At 63.3% G+C, this 16,971-nt stretch carries 19 protein-coding genes; all 19 read right to left on the bottom strand.

Annotated features, from left to right (window positions below; translation table 11 throughout):
• Positions 1-3 precede the first annotated feature (3 nt).
• Positions 4-1,443: an NADH-quinone oxidoreductase subunit NuoN gene (gene nuoN, locus ACMUJL_RS19115; protein ID WP_375571673.1), complete on the bottom strand. Its 1,440-nt coding sequence runs from the start codon at positions 1,441-1,443 to the stop codon at positions 4-6.
• Between the two features lie 15 nt (positions 1,444-1,458).
• Positions 1,459-3,000, bottom strand: a complete 1,542-nt coding sequence (locus tag ACMUJL_RS19110; protein ID WP_375571675.1) for an NADH-quinone oxidoreductase subunit M — start codon at positions 2,998-3,000, stop codon at positions 1,459-1,461.
• Positions 3,000-5,117, bottom strand: coding sequence for an NADH-quinone oxidoreductase subunit L (nuoL, locus tag ACMUJL_RS19105; RefSeq protein ID WP_375571677.1), 2,118 nt, complete (start codon positions 5,115-5,117; stop codon positions 3,000-3,002). The genes ACMUJL_RS19110 and nuoL overlap by 1 nt, the downstream gene beginning before the upstream one ends.
• A 4-nt stretch (positions 5,118-5,121) precedes the next feature.
• Positions 5,122-5,427, bottom strand: coding sequence for an NADH-quinone oxidoreductase subunit NuoK (gene nuoK, locus ACMUJL_RS19100; protein WP_274558757.1), 306 nt, complete (start codon positions 5,425-5,427; stop codon positions 5,122-5,124).
• 84 nt (positions 5,428-5,511) lie between these two features.
• Complete coding sequence (locus tag ACMUJL_RS19095) at positions 5,512-6,114, bottom strand: NADH-quinone oxidoreductase subunit J (protein ID WP_375573831.1); 603 nt, start codon at positions 6,112-6,114, stop codon at positions 5,512-5,514.
• 2 nt (positions 6,115-6,116) lie between these two features.
• Positions 6,117-6,524, bottom strand: a complete 408-nt coding sequence (locus tag ACMUJL_RS19090) for a carboxymuconolactone decarboxylase family protein (protein WP_068286626.1) — start codon at positions 6,522-6,524, stop codon at positions 6,117-6,119.
• Positions 6,521-7,015: an NADH-quinone oxidoreductase subunit NuoI gene (gene nuoI, locus ACMUJL_RS19085; protein WP_068286623.1), complete on the bottom strand. Its 495-nt coding sequence runs from the start codon at positions 7,013-7,015 to the stop codon at positions 6,521-6,523. The genes ACMUJL_RS19090 and nuoI overlap by 4 nt, the downstream gene beginning before the upstream one ends.
• 1 nt (position 7,016) lies before the next feature.
• Entirely contained in the window at positions 7,017-8,054 is a 1,038-nt protein-coding gene (gene nuoH, locus ACMUJL_RS19080) for an NADH-quinone oxidoreductase subunit NuoH (RefSeq protein WP_068286618.1), read from the bottom strand.
• Positions 8,055-8,060: 6 nt separating this feature from the next.
• Complete coding sequence (locus tag ACMUJL_RS19075) at positions 8,061-8,462, bottom strand: hypothetical protein (RefSeq protein ID WP_375571681.1); 402 nt, start codon at positions 8,460-8,462, stop codon at positions 8,061-8,063.
• On the bottom strand, positions 8,462-10,447 hold the full coding sequence (gene nuoG, locus ACMUJL_RS19070; RefSeq protein ID WP_416914399.1) for an NADH-quinone oxidoreductase subunit NuoG: 1,986 nt from the start codon (positions 10,445-10,447) through the stop codon (positions 8,462-8,464). Before nuoG ends, ACMUJL_RS19075 begins: the two co-directional genes overlap by 1 nt.
• A gap of 6 nt (positions 10,448-10,453) precedes the next feature.
• Positions 10,454-10,879: a DUF5333 domain-containing protein gene (locus tag ACMUJL_RS19065; RefSeq protein WP_375571685.1), complete on the bottom strand. Its 426-nt coding sequence runs from the start codon at positions 10,877-10,879 to the stop codon at positions 10,454-10,456.
• A 132-nt stretch (positions 10,880-11,011) separates the two neighbouring features.
• Positions 11,012-11,365 carry a hypothetical protein gene (locus ACMUJL_RS19060; RefSeq protein ID WP_138176589.1) on the bottom strand — a complete coding sequence of 118 codons (354 nt, stop codon included), beginning with the start codon at positions 11,363-11,365 and terminating at the stop codon, positions 11,012-11,014.
• A 5-nt stretch (positions 11,366-11,370) separates the two neighbouring features.
• A complete protein-coding gene (nuoF, locus tag ACMUJL_RS19055; RefSeq protein WP_375571687.1) occupies positions 11,371-12,666 on the bottom strand; it encodes an NADH-quinone oxidoreductase subunit NuoF in 1,296 nt (431 codons plus the stop codon).
• A 5-nt stretch (positions 12,667-12,671) separates the two neighbouring features.
• Positions 12,672-12,896 (bottom strand): DUF5337 domain-containing protein, encoded by a 225-nt coding sequence (locus tag ACMUJL_RS19050; protein ID WP_375571689.1) that lies wholly within the window; start codon positions 12,894-12,896, stop codon positions 12,672-12,674.
• 27 nt (positions 12,897-12,923) lie between these two features.
• Entirely contained in the window at positions 12,924-13,658 is a 735-nt protein-coding gene (locus tag ACMUJL_RS19045; RefSeq protein WP_375571691.1) for an endonuclease, read from the bottom strand.
• 34 nt (positions 13,659-13,692) lie between these two features.
• Positions 13,693-14,841 carry an NADH-quinone oxidoreductase subunit E gene (locus ACMUJL_RS19040; protein ID WP_068286604.1) on the bottom strand — a complete coding sequence of 383 codons (1,149 nt, stop codon included), beginning with the start codon at positions 14,839-14,841 and terminating at the stop codon, positions 13,693-13,695.
• The gene (locus tag ACMUJL_RS19035; RefSeq protein WP_375571693.1) at positions 14,841-15,131 is read right to left on the bottom strand and encodes a hypothetical protein; all 291 of its coding nucleotides are present in this window, start codon (positions 15,129-15,131) and stop codon (positions 14,841-14,843) included. The genes ACMUJL_RS19040 and ACMUJL_RS19035 overlap by 1 nt, the downstream gene beginning before the upstream one ends.
• Positions 15,128-16,342: an NADH-quinone oxidoreductase subunit D gene (locus ACMUJL_RS19030; protein WP_375571695.1), complete on the bottom strand. Its 1,215-nt coding sequence runs from the start codon at positions 16,340-16,342 to the stop codon at positions 15,128-15,130. The genes ACMUJL_RS19035 and ACMUJL_RS19030 overlap by 4 nt, the downstream gene beginning before the upstream one ends.
• Complete coding sequence (locus tag ACMUJL_RS19025; RefSeq protein ID WP_416914396.1) at positions 16,342-16,950, bottom strand: NADH-quinone oxidoreductase subunit C; 609 nt, start codon at positions 16,948-16,950, stop codon at positions 16,342-16,344. The genes ACMUJL_RS19030 and ACMUJL_RS19025 overlap by 1 nt, the downstream gene beginning before the upstream one ends.
• Positions 16,951-16,971: the final 21 nt, after the last annotated feature.

The raw sequence follows: 16,971 nt of genomic DNA, 5'->3' as shown, positions 1-16,971 counted from the left end.
GCGTCAGTTGACAAGCGTGGCCGCAGCGGCGGCCGCCGCGCCTTCGATCCCGAACAGGTTGACCACACCGAACAGCATCGCCGCCGCCGAAGCCATCAGGAAGGCCCAGAGCACCGGGGATTTGCCGCCGTCCAGTTCCTCGCCCTCATCGCCGAAATACATGTAGAAGACGATCCGCAGGTAATAGAAGGCCCCGATCACCGAGGCGATCACACCGGCAATCGCCAGCCAGGCCAGGCCCGCGTCATAGGCGGCGCGCAGCACGTAGAACTTGCCGAAGAAGCCGACCAGCGGCGGCACGCCCGCAAGGCTGAACAGCAGGATCAGCATGGCCAGCGCCCGGCCCGGCTCGCGCTTGGCATACATGTTCAGCGCGGCGATATCGGTGACGGGCTGGCCGTCCTTTTCCATCGACAGGATGAAGGCGAAGGTGCCCACGTTCATCGTCACGTAGATCGCCATGTAGACCAGCATCGCCTGCACGCCGAACACGGTGCCTGCCGCAAGGCCCATCAGGGCATAGCCCATATGCGCAATCGACGAGAATGCCATCAGGCGCTTGATGTTGCGCTGCCCGATCGCGGCAATCGCGCCCAGGAACATCGACAGCACCGACAGAAGCGCCAGGATCTGCTGCCAATCGGCGGTGGCCCCGCCGAAGGCATCATGCAGCACGCGGGCAAAAAGGGCCATCGCGGCCATCTTGGGGGCTGTCGCGAAGAAGGCGGTGACCGGCGTGGGCGAGCCTTCATAGACGTCCGGCGTCCACATGTGGAAGGGCACGGCCGAGACCTTGAAGGCAAGGCCCGACATCACGAAGACAAGGCCGAACAGCAGGCCAAGCGACATCTGCCCCTCGCCCGCCGCGGCGATGATGCCGGAAAACAGCGTCGTGCCCGCATAGCCATAGACCAGCGACGCACCATAAAGCAGCAGCCCCGAGGACAGCGCGCCAAGGATGAAATACTTCAGACCCGCCTCGGTCGATTTCAGGCTGTCACGGCGCAGCGAGGCGATCACGTAAAGCGCCAGCGACTGCAACTCGAGGCCCATGTAAAGCGCCATCAGGTCGCCCGCGCTGACCATCACCATCATGCCCACGACACTCAGCGTGACCAGAACGGGATATTCGAACCGCAGCAGACCGCGCCGCTCCATGTAGTCCTGGCTCATCAGCAGCACGGCGGCGGCGGACAGCAGGATGGTGACCTTGGCGAAACGGGCAAAGGCGTCATCGTGGAACATGCCGCCGAAGGCCACGTTGGTCCCCTCGCCGTTCAGCCCGATCCATGCCGCCACCAGCACGAAGGCGCCGGCGGTCGTCCATGTCAGCAGCGGGGCCACCTTGTCCTTGCCGGTGTAAACCCCGAAGAGAAGCGCCGCCATCGCATAGAGCGACAGCAGGATTTCCGGCAGGATAATGGTCAGATCAGCCTGGATCATCTCTCAGCGCTCCGTTCAGTTCTGGGCCAGCATGCGAAGGGTGGTCCCCTCGACACGGGCAAGGTCATATTCGGCAATCAGCGCCTCGACCGAGGGGCCGATGATATCGGTCACAAGCGACGGATAGACGCCCAAGAGCAGGGTCATCACCACCAGCGGCGCAAAGATCGCCTTTTCGCGGCGGGTCATGTCGCTGATCGTGCGCAGGCTTTCCTTGATCAGGTCGCCCAGCACCACGCGGCGATAAAGCCACAGCGCATAGGCCGCCGACAGGATCACGCCCGAACAGGCCACCAGCGCCACCCAGGTGTTGACCTGGAAGATGCCGACCAACGTCAGGAATTCACCCACGAAACCCGAGGTGCCCGGCAGGCCGACGTTGGCCATGGTGAAGAACATGAAGATCAGCGCATAGGCGGGCATCCGGTTCACGAGGCCGCCATAGGCGTCGATGTCGCGGGTGTGCATGCGGTCATAGATCACGCCCACGCAGAGGAACAGCGCCCCCGAGATGAAGCCGTGGCTGATCATCTGGAAGATCGCGCCGTCGATCCCCTGCTGGTTCGCGGCAAAGATGCCCATGGTCACGTAACCCATGTGCGCCACGGAGGAATAGGCGATCAGCTTCTTCATGTCCTCCTGCACCAGCGCGACCAGGGAGGTGTAGACGATGGCGATGGCCGACATCCACAGGACCAGCGGCGTCATCACCTCGGACCCCACAGGGAACATCGGCAGGCTGAAGCGCAAAAAGCCGTAGCCGCCCATCTTCAGAAGGATCGCCGCCAGAACCACCGAACCCGCCGTCGGGGCCTGAACGTGTGCGTCGGGCAGCCAGGTATGGACGGGCCACATCGGCATCTTGACGGCAAAGCTGGCAAAGAAGGCCAGGAACAGCAGCGTCTGCAGGCCACCCACCACATGGATGCCCAGGATGTTGAAGCTTTCCGACCCGAAGGTATGGCGCATCAGCGACGGAATGTCGGTGGTGCCGGCATCCGAATACATCGCCACCATCGCCACCAGCATCAAGACCGAGCCAAGGAAGGTATAGAGGAAGAACTTGAAGCTGGCATAGATCCGCGCCTTGCCGCCCCAGATGCCGATGATCAGGAACATCGGGATCAGGCCCGCCTCGAAGAAGAGGTAGAACAGCACCAGGTCCAGCGCCATGAACACGCCCAGCATCAGCGTTTCCAGCAGCAGGAAGGCGACCATGTATTCCTTGACGCGGGTGTTCACATCCCAGGAGGCGGCGATCACCAGCGGCATCATGAAGGTGGTCAGCATCACGAACAGGATGCTGATCCCGTCGACGCCCATCTTGTAGGTCAGCCCCATGATCCAGGTCCGTTCTTCCACGAACTGAAAGCCGGTGTTGGCGGGGTCGAACTGGAACAGGATGAACAGCGACACAAGGAAGGTGACGGATGTCGCGATCAGCGCCAGCCATTTGGCATTGCGATTGGCCGCCTCGTCCGCGCCGCGCAGGAACACGATCAGGATCAGGGCCGCCAGCGCCGGAATGAAGGTGACGATGGAAAGAAGGTTATCCATTATTCCGCCCCTCCGGTGAGCGTCATCCATGTGATCAGGACCACGATCCCGACCACCATCGCAAAGGCATAGGTGAAGATGTATCCCGACTGGGCGCGGCCTGCGAAACGGGTCAACATCGGGATCACGCCCATCGCCATGCCGTTGATCGAGCCGTCGATCAGATCGCCATCGCCGCGCTTCCAGAAGAAGGCCCCGATGACCCGCGCGGGGCGCACGAAGATCGCGTCGTAGATTTCATCGAAATACCACTTGTTCAGCAGGAACAGGTAAAGCGGGCGCTGCACCTCGGCCAGCTTGCGCGGCAGTTCGGGGTTCACGATGTAGAACCAGAAGGCCGTCAGGAAGCCGATGATCATGACCACGAAGGGGCTGAACTTGACCCATTTCGGCACCTCATGCGCATCGTTCAGCACGGTGTTGCCGGGGGCCTGGTGAATGGCCCCCTCGCCCGGCGCGCCGGTGAAGACATAGTGATGCGCGCCCTCGGCCTTGGCCGCGCCATGGCTGTCGTCCTTGGGGGCTGCGTGATCCTCTGCCTTGGCCTCGCCATGGCCCGCGTCCGCGCCATGGGCGCCCGCCTCGGCATAGGGCACGCCGAAGAACTTGCCCACCGTGTCGGTGTGACCGAAGAAGCTGTTGTACCACACCACGCCCGAGAAGACCGCACCCAGCGCCAGTACACCCAGCGGGATCAGCATGACCTTGGGGCTTTCATGGGCATGATCATGGGTGTGCTTGTCGCCCCGCGCCTCGCCGTAGAAGGTCAGGAACATCAGGCGCCAGCTGTAGAAACTGGTGAAGAGCGCCGCGATGACCAGCATCCAGTAGGCATAACCGCCCGCCGTCGCCGCATAGGCGCTTTCGACCACCGCATCCTTCGAGAAGAAGCCCGCAAAGCCGATATAGGTCATCGGAATGCCCACGCCGGTGATGGCCAGCGTGCCGATCATCATCGCCCAGAAGGTATAGGGGATCTTCTTGCGCAGCGCGCCGTAGTTGCGCATGTCCTGCTCGTGATGCATCGCATGGATCACGGAACCCGCGCCAAGGAACAGCATCGCCTTGAAGAAGGCATGGGTGAAGAGGTGGAACATCGCCACCGAATAGACGCCCACGCCGGCCGCCACGAACATGTAGCCCAGCTGCGAACAGGTCGAATAGGCGATCACGCGCTTGATGTCGTTCTGCACAAGGCCGACGGTCGCCGCGAAGAAGGCGGTGGTCGCGCCCACGAAGGTCACGAACATCATCGCCTCGGGCGCGTATTCCATGATCGGCGACATGCGGCAGACCAGGAAGACGCCTGCGGTCACCATGGTTGCGGCGTGGATCAGCGCCGACACGGGCGTCGGGCCTTCCATCGCGTCGGGCAGCCATGTGTGCAGGAAAAGCTGCGCCGATTTGCCCATCGCGCCGATGAACAGCAGGAAGGCGATCAGGTTGGCCGCGTTCCATTCGGTCCACAGGAAGGTCAGCTGCGTCTCGGCCAGCTGCGGCCCCATGGTGAAGATATCGTCGAAGCGGATCGAATCCGTCAGGTAGAACAGCGCGAAAATGCCCAGCAGAAAGCCGAAGTCGCCCACCCGGTTGACCACGAAAGCCTTGATCGCGGCCGCATTGGCCGAAGGCTTGCGGTAGTAGAACCCGATCAGCAGGTAGGATGCGACCCCCACCCCTTCCCAGCCGAAGAACATCTGCAGCAGGTTGTCCGCCGTCACCAGCATCAGCATGGCGAAGGTGAAGAAGGACAGGTAGGCAAAGAAGCGCGGCTTGTAGCTTTCCGTGTCCTTCCACTGCGGATCGTGATCCATGTAGCCGAAGGAATAAAGGTGCACGAGGGCCGACACGGTGGTGATCACGATCAGCATGATCGCGGTCAGGCGGTCCAGACGGATCGCCCAGTCGGTGCTCAGGCTGCCGCTTTCGACCCAGCGCAGGATCTCGATCTGCGTGGTCACGCCGTCGAAGGTCAGGAACACGATCCAGGACAGGATCGCCGCCAGGAACAGCAGGCCCGTGGTGACCCACATGGCCGCCGTCTCGCCGATGATGCGCCAGCCGAAACCCGCGATCAGGGCCCCGATCAGGGGCGCGAAAAGGATGATCGTTGCCATGGTGTCAGCCCTTCATCACGTTGGCATCTTCCACCGCGATCGTGCCGCGGTTACGGAAGAAACACACAAGGATCGCAAGTCCGATCGCCGCCTCGGCCGCGGCCACCGTCAGCACGAAGAGGGTGAAGACCTGCCCGACCAGATCGCCCAGGAAACTCGAGAAGGCGACAAGGTTGATATTCACCGACAGCAGGATCAGTTCGATCGACATCAGCAGGATGATCACGTTCTTCCGGTTCAGGAAGAGACCAAAGATCCCTATGACGAACAGCGCCGCCGCCACCGTCAGGTAATGTTCCAAGCCAATCATGTCGTCCCTCGGTTCTTCATGTGCCCGGACCTTGCGCCCGGGTTGTGGTGTCCTGCCCCCGCAGGGGGCGCAGGGGTCAGGCCCTTACAGGCCCTGCCCCGGTTTCACGTCCTTCAGTTCCATCGCCTTGGCCGGATCGCGCCACATCTGCGCCAGAACGTCCTGGCGCTTGATGTCCTTGCGATGGCGCAGGGTCAGGACGATCGCGCCGATCATGGCGACCAGCAGGATCAGACCCGACAGCTGGAACAGCAGGAAATACTTGTCATAGAGCAGCAGACCCAGGGCGGCGGTGTTGGTCACATCCGTGGGGATCACCGCATCGCGCGCCGCCATCGCCCCGTCCGAGGACTGCCAGACACCGAAGGCCAGCGACAGCTGCATCAGAAGCACGACGCCGATCAGCAGCGCCAGCGGCATGTAGCGCGCCATCTCGGCCTTGAGTTCGGCGAAATCCACATCCAGCATCATCACGACGAACAGGAACAGAACCGCGACCGCGCCCACGTAGACGATGACCAGCAGCATCGCCACGAATTCCGCACCCAGCAGCACGAACAGACCCGCCGCCGACAGGAAGGTCAGGATCAGCCAGAGCACCGAATGCACCGGGTTGCGGCTGATCACGGTGAACAGCCCCCCCGCCAGCGCGCAGAGCGCGAAAAGATAGAAGGCAAAGGCGATCATGGTCATGACTTGTCATCCTCCGTCTCGTCCATGACCTGCCGCGCCAATTCCATCGCGCGGGTCATGGAGGGGATACCGGCGAACATCGACATCTGGGCGATGGTCTCGGCGATTTCATCCTTGGTGGCGCCAGCCTCAAGCGCGTGGCGCACGGTCTGACGCAGGGCGGTGTCGCTTTGCGCGCCCTGCATGGTCAGCCCGGCCAGCGTGAGCAGCAGCCGTGTCTTGGCGTCCAGCCCGTCCTTGCTGATGCCCTTGCCGAACCACATTTCCATGGCTTCCTTGGGCATGGTCGGCCACATCTTCTCGAACCCCTTGGGGTCAAAGGAACTCAGCGCCGGGTTCATGGCTTTCACCATTTCCTGGGCTTGGGCCATCATCAGCTCGAATGGGGTTTTGGGATCGGTCATCTGTAGGGCGCATCCAGTTCGAGGTTGCGGGCAATCTCGGCCTCCCAGCGGTCGCCGTTCTCCAGAAGCTTGGCCTTGTCGTAGAACAGCTCCTCGCGGGTTTCGGTGGCGAATTCGAAATTCGGCCCCTCGACGATGGCATCCACAGGGCAGGCTTCCTGGCAGAAACCGCAGTAGATGCATTTGGTCATGTCGATGTCATAGCGCGTGGTGCGGCGGCTGCCGTCGGCGCGCGGCTCGGCGTCGATGGTGATCGCCTGCGCGGGGCACACGGCCTCGCAGAGCTTGCAGGCGATGCAGCGTTCTTCGCCGTTGGGATAGCGGCGCAGCGCATGTTCACCCCGGAAACGGGGGGACAGCGGGCCCTTCTCATGCGGGTAGTTCAGCGTCGCCTTGGGCGCGAAGAAATACTTCAGCCCCAGTTTGAAGCCTTTGGCGAAGTCCGACAGCAGGAAGTAACCCGCCGCGCGTCCGTAATCGATCTGTGCCATGTCAGCCCCCAATCGCCCAGCGGGCATAGGCCCCGCCGAAAAGTTCGAATTTCGCAAGGAATGCCACGATGACCACCCAGGCCAGGGACATGGGCAGGAACACTTTCCAGCCGATCCGCATCAGCTGATCGTAGCGGTAGCGCGGCGTGATCGCCTTCACCATCGCGAAGATGAAGAAGAAGAAGGCCATCTTGCCGACCATCCACAGCGGCCCGTCCGGCAGGCCGGGGATCGGCGACAGCCAGCCACCGAAGAACAGCAGGCTCATCAGTGCGCACATCAGGAAGATGGCGATATATTCACCCGCCATGAACAGCAGGAAGGGGGTCGAGGAATATTCGACCTGGTAGCCCGCCACCAGTTCGGATTCCGCTTCCGGCAGATCGAAGGGCGGACGGTTCGTTTCCGCCAGCGCCGAGATGAAGAACAGGAACACCATCGGGAAATGCGGCAGCCAGTACCAGCTGAAGAAGCCGTAATCGCCATCCTGCGCGCGCACGATGTCGCTGAAGTTCATCGATCCGGTCGAGATGATGATCCCGATGATGATCAGGCCGATCGACACCTCGTACGAGATCATCTGTGCGGCCGAACGCAGCGAGCCGAGGAACGGGTATTTCGAGTTCGACGCCCAGCCCCCCATGATCACGCCGTAAACCTCGAGCGAGGAGACCGCGAAGACATAAAGGATGGCCACGTTGATATCCGACAGCACCCAGCCTTCGTTGAAGGGGATCACCGCCCAGGCGATCATCGCCAGCACGAAACTGGTCAGCGGCGCCAGCATGAAGACGGTCTTGTCGGCACCCGCCGGCACGACCACTTCCTTCACCACGTATTTCAGCGCATCGGCCACCGTCTGCAGCAGGCCGAAAACCCCCACCACGTTCGGCCCGCGCCGCATCTGGACCGCGGCCCAGATCTTGCGGTCGCCATAGACCAGGAACAGAAGGCTGATCATCACGAAGGCCACCACCGCAAGCGATTGCGCCACCAGAAGAACTGCGATCCCAAGCGGGGTTGTAAAGAAGTCAGCCATTGGTCCTCACACCGTCGGTATTCCGTTTTCCGCGCAATGCGCCACAACGACTTCGGCGTCGATGGTCTGCATGCCGCGGGGCAGCTGAGCCGAGATGGTGTAAACCGCATCCCCGCGCCAAAGGCCACCCTGTTCCGTCACATTCGTTCGCAAATGCCGCGCAAATCCGTAGTCGCGGATCAGCGCATATTGCGCAGCCGCGCATTCGGCATAGGCGCCCACATCGTCATTGTCGCGCGCACCGCGCATCGCCACCTGGAACCGCACCAGATCCCCCTCGAGCAGGCGTGTTTCCACGCCCTCGTAGACGGGCGCGAAACGCGTGACCTCAGGGGCTGCATCCGTGCAGCCTGCCAGAAGGCCCGCGCCCATCAGCGCAAGCGGGGATATGACCGCAGGCGCTTTCATCACTCGGCCGCCATCGCCTTTTGCTGCCGCGCCTTTGCACCAGCGCTGAGTTCGGCCATCAGCTGGCTGGCCCGCGCGATCGGGTTCGTCAGGTAGAAATCCGCAATCGCGTTGCGGAAATCGGCCTTGCCGAGGGGCGCTGCCGCCAGAGGCGTCCAGCCGTTGTCGGCCAGTTCATCGACCTCGCCGAGATGCGGATGTGCGGCCACGATTGCGCCGCGCAGCTGCGCCAGGCTGTCGAAAGGCAGCGTCGCGCCCATTTGCGCCGACAACGCCCGCAGGATCGCCCAGTTTTCCTTGGCCTCGCCCGGTGCAAAGCCCGCGCGCAGCGCCAGCTGTGGCCGGCCTTCGGTGTTCACGAACAGCCCGTTTTCTTCCGTATAGGCGGCACCCGGCAGGATGATGTCGGCGCGGTGCGCGCCACGGTCGCCGTGGCTGCCCTGGTAGATCACGAAAGCGCCCGGTGCGATTTCGACCTCGTCGGCGCCCAGGTTGTAGATCACCTCGGCCCCGTCGATGGCGGCGGGCATGCCGCCTGCCGTCACGGCCCCCACATCCATCGCGCCAACGCGGCCCGCCGCCGTGTGAAGCACCAGCATCCGGCCCGACAGCGCCATGCAGGCAGCCAGAACAGCCTCACCATCGGCCTCGCGCAGGGCGCCCTGGCCGACGATCACGATGGCACCCTCGGGCACCTTGACCCCGGCCAGCGCGGCACGGTCCGTGCCCAGATGCGTATAGGGATAGGTCAGATCGACCGCCTGACCGATCACGGCCACATTGGCCCCGCGTGTCCAGGCCTTTCGGATGCGCGCGTTCAGCACCGGCGCCTCATCGCGCGGGTTCGACCCCACGATCAGGATATCGGTTGCGGTATCCAGATCCTCGATGGCGACATTGCCCACATAGGCGGAACGGTTGTCCACCGGCAGGCGCGCCCCGTCGGTGCGGCATTCCACATGACCGCCCTGCCCCTCGATCAGCGCTTTCAGGGCAAAGGCCGCCTCGACCGGCACCAGATCACCGACCAGACCGGCCAGCTTCTTGCCCTTCATCGCGGCGGCCGCGGCGCGCAGCGCCTCGTCCCAGCCCGCTTTGCGCAGTTTGCCGTTCTCGCGGATATAGGGCGTGTCCAGACGCTGGCGGCGCAGCCCGTCCCAGACAAAGCGTGTCTTGTCGGAAATCCATTCCTCGTTCACGCCGTCATGGTTGCGCGGCAGGAAACGCATCACTTCGCGCCCCTTGGTATCCACGCGGATGTTGGACCCCAGCGCATCCATCACGTCGATGGATTCCGTCTTGGTCAGCTCCCAGGGGCGTGCGGTGAAAGCATAGGGCTTGGACACCAGCGCGCCGACCGGGCACAGGTCGATGATGTTGCCCTGCAGGTTGCTGTCCAGCGTCTCGCCCAGGTACGAGGTGATCTCGCTATCCTCGCCGCGCCCGGTCTGGCCCATCTGGGTGATCCCCGCCACCTCGGTGGTGAAGCGCACGCAGCGCGTGCAGGAAATGCAGCGCGTCATATGGGTTTCGACAAGCGGGCCCAGGTTCAGATCCTCGGCCGCGCGCTTGGGTTCGCGGTAACGGCTGAAATCGACGCCGTAAGCCATCGCCTGATCCTGCAGGTCGCATTCGCCACCCTGATCGCAGATCGGGCAATCCAGCGGATGGTTGATCAGCAGGAATTCCATCACGCCTTCGCGCGCTTTCTTGACCATCGGGCTGTTGGTCTTGACCACGGGCGGCTGGCCTTCCGGGCCGGGGCGCAGATCGCGCACCTGCATCGCGCAGGACGCGGCGGGCTTGGGCGGGCCGCCCACGACCTCGACAAGACACATGCGGCAGTTGCCCGCGATGGACAGCCGCTCGTGATAGCAGAAGCGCGGCACTTCGACCCCGGCCTGTTCGCAGGCCTGGATCAGGGTCAGCGCGCCCTCCACTTCGACTTCTTGCCCGTCGATGATGATCTTGCGTAGGTCAGCCATAGGATCTCACTTCAGTCTCAGGAAGGCGCCGATCTGGCTGCCCTTCGCGATTTCCGCCTGACCCAGCTTGCACAGGTCGGCGTCTTTTCTCGGGTTCAGACCCTGGGCGCGGACATAGGCTTCGCCGCGCGCGCGCATCCGCGCCTTTTCGGCATCGCTGTCCACGTAGGTCTTGATCTCGGAGGTCGAATAGCCAAGCGCCTGCGCCCGGCTGCGGATGCTCCAGAGGTAGTTCAGCCCGCGCATGGTGCGCGGTTCGATCGAGGGGCAGCGGTCGCTGATCTCGATGGCCAGCGCCACCCAGAGCATGCTGTCGTCGATCTCGGGCAGATCGCGCAGGTCGGGCTTGCCCGCCGCCATCGCGGGCAGCGCCAGAACCAGCGCCACGGCGCCTGCGGTCAGTGTCTTGGTGCCGAAACGGGTCATCTGCATGTCACATCTCCTTCCATGCCGGAAGGGTGGCGGGCCGCACATGGCCCCCACCCGATCCGGCAGAGATCGGGCCTGTCGGCGCTGCAATGCAATAACAGCCCCCCCAACGCCCCGATATGACGCAAGAAGGCTTCATGCCGCGCAACGCCCCGTCAGGACCAGCGCATCATCATCGAACACCAGCGCCGCATCCGGGCTGTCGGGTCCGACCTGCCAGATCGTCGTGGAATTGCCGAAATAGGTGATGCAATGTTTCGTCGCCTCGAAGCGGCCCGCCTCGCGCGCACCGGCAAGCGATTTGCCGGGTTGCTGCACGCGCACTACGAAATCGGCCGGCGCCGCCTTGTCAAAGGCCACCGAGGCGCGGAACACCTGCCCGTCAAAAAGCTGCTTGTTCCGGCCGGTCAGCCGGTCCGAGATGCCCGACACGGTCGAACATCCCGTCAGCGCCACAGCCGCGCCGAGGGCCAGAAGGGACAACCGCATCGCCATCACTCCGCCGCCACGGCGCTGACGCGACCGGTACGCTTGTGCTTGATGCGATCCTCGATCTCGTCGCGGAAATGCCGGATCAGGCCCTGGATCGGCCAGGCCGCCGCATCGCCAAGCGCACAGATCGTGTGACCTTCGACCTGCTTGGTGACGTCAAGCAGCATGTCGATTTCCTCGACTTCCGCCTCGCCCTTCACCAGACGGTCCATCACGCGCATCATCCAGCCGGTGCCTTCGCGGCAGGGCGTGCACTGGCCGCAGCTTTCGTGCTTGTAGAACTTGGACAGACGCCAGATCGCCTTGATCACGTCGGTCGAGTTGTCCATCACGATCACCGCCGCCGTGCCAAGGCCCGAACGCTGTTCACGCAGGTAGTCGAAATCCATGATCGCTTCGCGCATCGCGGCACCGGGGATCATCGGCACGGAGGATCCGCCGGGGATCACCGCCTTGAGGTTGTCCCAGCCGCCGCGAATGCCGCCGCAATGGGTCTCGATCAGCTCCTCGAAGGTGATCGACATCGCCTCTTCCACCACGCAGGGGTTGTTCACATGGCCCGAGATCGCGAACAGCTTGGTGCCCGCGTTGTTCGGACGGCCAAAGCCCGCGAACCATTCCGGGCCACGCCGCAGGATGGTGGGTACCACGGCGATGGATTCCACGTTGTTCACCGTGGTGGGGCAACCGTAAAGCCCCGCACCCGCCGGGAACGGCGGCTTCATGCGCGGCATCCCCTTCTTGCCCTCAAGGCTTTCCAGAAGGGCGGTTTCCTCGCCGCAGATATAGGCGCCGGCACCATGGTGCAGGTATATGTCGAAATCCCAGCCCGACTTGCAGGCATTCTTGCCGACCAGACCGGCCTCGTAGGCTTCGTCAATGGCGGCTTGCAGGGCCTCTTTTTCGCGGATGTATTCGCCGCGAATGTAGATGTAGCAGGCATGCGCGTTCATCGCGAAGGATGCGATCAGGCAACCCTCGATCAGGGTATGCGGATCATGGCGCATGATCTCACGGTCCTTGCAGGTGCCCGGCTCGGATTCGTCCGCGTTCACCACCAGGTAGGCCGGGCGGCCATCGCTTTCCTTGGGCATGAACGACCATTTGAGGCCGGTGGGAAAACCCGCGCCGCCACGACCGCGCAGCCCGGATGCCTTCATCTGCGCGATGATCCAGTCGCGCCCGTTCTTGAGGATGTTCGCCGTGCCATCCCAATGACCACGCGCCATCGCCCCTTTCAGCGTGCGGTCATGCATGCCGTAGAGGTTGGTGAAAATGCGGTCCTGATCCTTCAGCATCACGCCTATCCCTTGTCATTCTGGCGCAGCCGCCAGATTTGGTAAATCATCCACAGGGCCCAGACGAACCCCGCCAGGGCCATCAGATCGAACAGGGCACGGGTGCGGTTGGTCAGTCCGAACTGACCACCCAGCAGGTTTGCCAGGATCCAGAACACGCCTGTGCCCGCGATCACGATCGCGACCATGCGTCCCTTGCGCGCCAGTTCCGTGTCCCGTTCCCGTGTCATGCCCTATCCGTTCCTGCGCTGCCCACCTCAGTAGACATCGCCGTCCTCGACCCGTTTCGAGAATTCAGTCTCGCCGCCACTGGCCAGGATCTTTGCCTGATCCACCCAGTTGTCGCGGCTGGCGCGGCCCTTGAAACCGCTCAGGTTCTCATCCACCCAGGCCAGTTCCGCCGCGGTCCAGCCCGCGATCTGATCGAAATGGTAGAACCCCATCTCGTTCAGCATCTTTTCCAGCTTGGGCCCCACACCCTTGATTTCCTTGAGGTTGTCGGCCTTGCCACCGCGCGCGGCCGTCAGGGTGGCAGGTTTTGCGCCTTCGGCCGGTGCAGCCTGATCCGTCTCGGCCCCGCCATAGGTCCATTCGCCCTTGCGCGCGGCAAGTTCGCTTTCGCCCTCCAGCAAGGTTCCCGACTTGACCACGGCGGCAGGCGACGCCGGTGCGGCGGGGGCTGCTGCAGGGGCTGCGGCGGGCGCGGCGACAGGTGCGGAAGCGGGTGCTGCTGCGGCCGGCGCGGGGGTCGAGGTTTCTTCAGCCTCTTTCAGCCCGGCCTGCACACTGCCCAAGGGTGGCAAGGGCTTGCACAGAATCCAGGACAACAGGCCGCCCAACACGACGAAGACCACGGCCGCGCCAAATACGGCCTGGATGAATCCCCAGTCGCCAAGCGCCATCAGCATCACAAAGGCCACAAAGCCCGCAGCAGCGCCCATCGCCCAGCACGCGATCTGGCAACTGCTTTTCTTCATCGGCTCACCCATCATTCCAACTCCTTGTTGCTATCCGGTTGGTCCTGTCTCAGACCTCGCCCTTCTTAGCACGGTTGGAGAATTCAGTCTCGCCCCCATCGGCCAGGATCGCCGCCTGCGCGACCCAGTCGTCACGGGTCACGCGGCCCTTGAAGCCTTCAAGGTTCTGATCGACCCATGTGACCTCTTCCGAGGACCACTTGGCGATCTGGTCGAAATGGTAAAAGCCCATGCTGTGCAGCAGCGCTTCCAGCTTGGGGCCGACGCCCTTGATCAGCTTCAGATCATCGGCCCCGGCCTTGCGCGGCGCCTTCATGGTCTTGGGCTTCGTCCCCTCGCCCGCGGCGGCGGCCGGGGTGGCCGCGGCCTTGGTGGCGGGCTTGGCGATCTTTTCGGCAGCGTCCGGCGCGGGCGCCTTGGGCGCGGCCTTGGCCTTGGGCGCGGCGGCTTTCGGCGCGGCTTTGCCTTGCCCCGATTTGCCCTGCCCCGATTTACCCTGCCAAGGCGCGGTCAGCGGCACTTCGGTCCCGTCGATCCGCTTGACCGTATCGCCGATATCCACGGCCAGCTGGACCGAGGCGTTGTACTGCGTCTTGCCGCTGTCCATGTCCTTGAGGCTGCTCAGACCCGACAGCGGTTCCGAGGCATAGCGCCCGTTCTGCGGGCCCGGCACCGGCACCTTGCCTGCGGCCAGTTCGTCGATAATCTCGCCCAGCCGCTTGGCGGTCAGATCCTCGTAATAGTCCTTGCCGATCTGGGCCATCGGCGCATTCGCGCAGGACCCAAGGCATTCCACCTCTTCCCAGCTGAACTTGCCATCGGCGCTCAGCGCATGGGGCTTGTCGGCGATCTTTTCGCGGCAGACGGCCACCAGGTCCTCGGCGCCGCAGATCATGCAGGTCGTGGTGCCGCAGATCTGGATATGTGCCACGGTTCCAACGGGTTGCAGCTGGAACATGAAGTAGAAGGACGCCACTTCCAGCGCCCGCATATAGGCCAGACCCAGCATACCGGCGACATATTCGATCGCGGGCCGCGTCAGCCAGCCCTCCTGCTCCTGTGCGCGCCACAGCAGCGGGATGATCGCGGATGCCTGCCGGCCTTCGGGATATTTGGTGATCTGCGCCTCGGCCCAGGCCTGGTTGGCGGGCGTGAAGGCAAAGCTTGCGGGTTGGTCGTGATAGAGACGGCGAAGCATCAGGCACAGACTCCGGTGGTAAGTTTGATCCCGCCCTCGGGCAGGCTTTCGGCGCGGCGCGCGGCCAGCTGATACTGGGTCAGCCCCAGAAGCTGCTCACGGCTGAGGCCGGTCTGAATCCCGACGGCCAGGTAATCCGGTTCGGTGATCAGCGTACACCCGATGCTTGCGACAGCAGCCTCGTAATTGGCGATGTCCTGGGCGTTGGTGCCGCTTGGCGGGGTCGCGCAGGCCGCAAGCGACAGCGCCGCACCGGCCATCAGGGCGGAGAAACGGAGTTGCGTGATCACCGGTCGATCTCCCCGAACACCACATCCATCGTGCCGATGATGGCGGCCACATCGGCCAGCTGATGCCCTTTGGCCACGTAATCCATGGCCTGCAAATGCAGGAAACCGGGCGCACGCAGCTTGGCGCGGTAAGGACGGTTGGTGCCATCGGCCACAAGGTAGACCCCGAATTCGCCCTTCGGCGCCTCGACACAGGCATAAACCTCGCCTGCGGGCACGTGGAAGCCTTCGGTGTAGAGCTTGAAGTGATGGATCAGCGCCTCCATCGAGGTTTTCATGTCACCCCGCTTGGGCGGCGTGATCTTGCCGCGCGCCATCACGTCACCCTTTTCCACGCGCAGCTTGGCGATCGCCTGGCGGATGATGCTGACCGACTGGCGCATCTCTTCCATCCGCACGAGGTAGCGGTCATAGCAGTCGCCGTTCTTGCCCACGGGGATCTGGAACTCGAACTCGTCATAGCATTCGTAGGGCTGCGCGCGGCGCAGGTCCCAGGCCAGGCCCGATCCGCGCACCATCACGCCGGAAAAGCCGTAGGTCTGGATGTCTTCCTCGGTCACGACGCCGATATCGCAGTTGCGCTGCTTGAAGATGCGGTTCTCGGTCAGCAGACCGTCAATATCCGCCAGCACCTTCGGAAATTCCACCGCCCAGGTGTCGATGTCTTCCAGCAGGTCATCTGGCAGGTCCTGATGCACGCCGCCGGGCCGGAAATAGGCCGCGTGCAGACGCGCGCCGCAGGCCCGCTCGTAGAAGATCATCAGCTTCTCGCGCTCTTCGAAGCCCCAGAGCGGCGGGGTCAGCGCGCCCACGTCCATCGCCTGCGTGGTCACGTTCAACAGATGGTTCAGCACGCGGCCGATTTCCGAATAGAGCACCCGGATCAGGCTTGCGCGGCGCGGCACCTCTACCCCGGTCAGCCTTTCGATGGCCAGGCACCAGGCATGTTCCTGGTTCATCGGGGCCACGTAATCCAGCCGGTCGAAATAGGGCAGGTTCTGCAGGTAGGTCCGGCTTTCCATCAGCTTTTCGGTGCCACGGTGCAGCAGGCCGATATGCGGATCGCAACGCTCCACGATCTCGCCGTCCAGCTCCAGCACCAGGCGCAACACGCCGTGCGCGGCAGGGTGCTGCGGGCCGAAGTTGATGTTGAAGTTGCGGATCTTCTGCTCGCCCGTCTGGGCATCGTTGAATCCCTTGGAGCCGTCCATCACTTCGCCCCCTCTTTCTTCTCGTCACCCGGAAGAATGTATTGCGCCCCTTCCCAGGGGCTCATGAAATCGAACTGGCGGTATTCCTGCACCAGCTTGACGGGTTCGTAGACGACACGCTTCTGCGCCTCGTCATACCGCACCTCGGTATAGCCGGTGGTCGGGAAATCCTTGCGCAGCGGATGACCGCGAAAGCCATAGTCGGTCAGGATGCGGCGCAGGTCGGGATGGCCGGTGAACAGGATGCCGAACATGTCGAACACCTCGCGCTCGAACCAGTTGGCCGAAGGATGCACATTGGTGATCGAATGCACCATTTCATCGGCGCGCACGGCCACGCGCAGGCGGATGCGCTGGTTCCGGTACATCGACAGGAAATGATAGACCACGTCGAAACGCTTTTCGCGGCTGGGATAGTCCACGGCGGTGATGTCCACCAGGCTGGAGAACCGGCAGTTGCGATCCGCTTTCAGGAACTCGACGAAATCCTCGATATTCGAGGGCGCGACATCCACGTTCAGCTCGCCATGGCTGACATCCCAGGACAGCACGCATTGCGGCCGTTTCGCCGCGATATGCTGTCCCAATTCGTTCAACGCGTCACTCATTGTGTCGTTCCTTCTGGGTGC

Source organism: Seohaeicola sp. (genome assembly GCF_048006315.1).
Classification (GTDB): domain Bacteria; phylum Pseudomonadota; class Alphaproteobacteria; order Rhodobacterales; family Rhodobacteraceae; genus Seohaeicola.
This window is presented reverse-complemented; position numbering and strand designations above follow the sequence as displayed.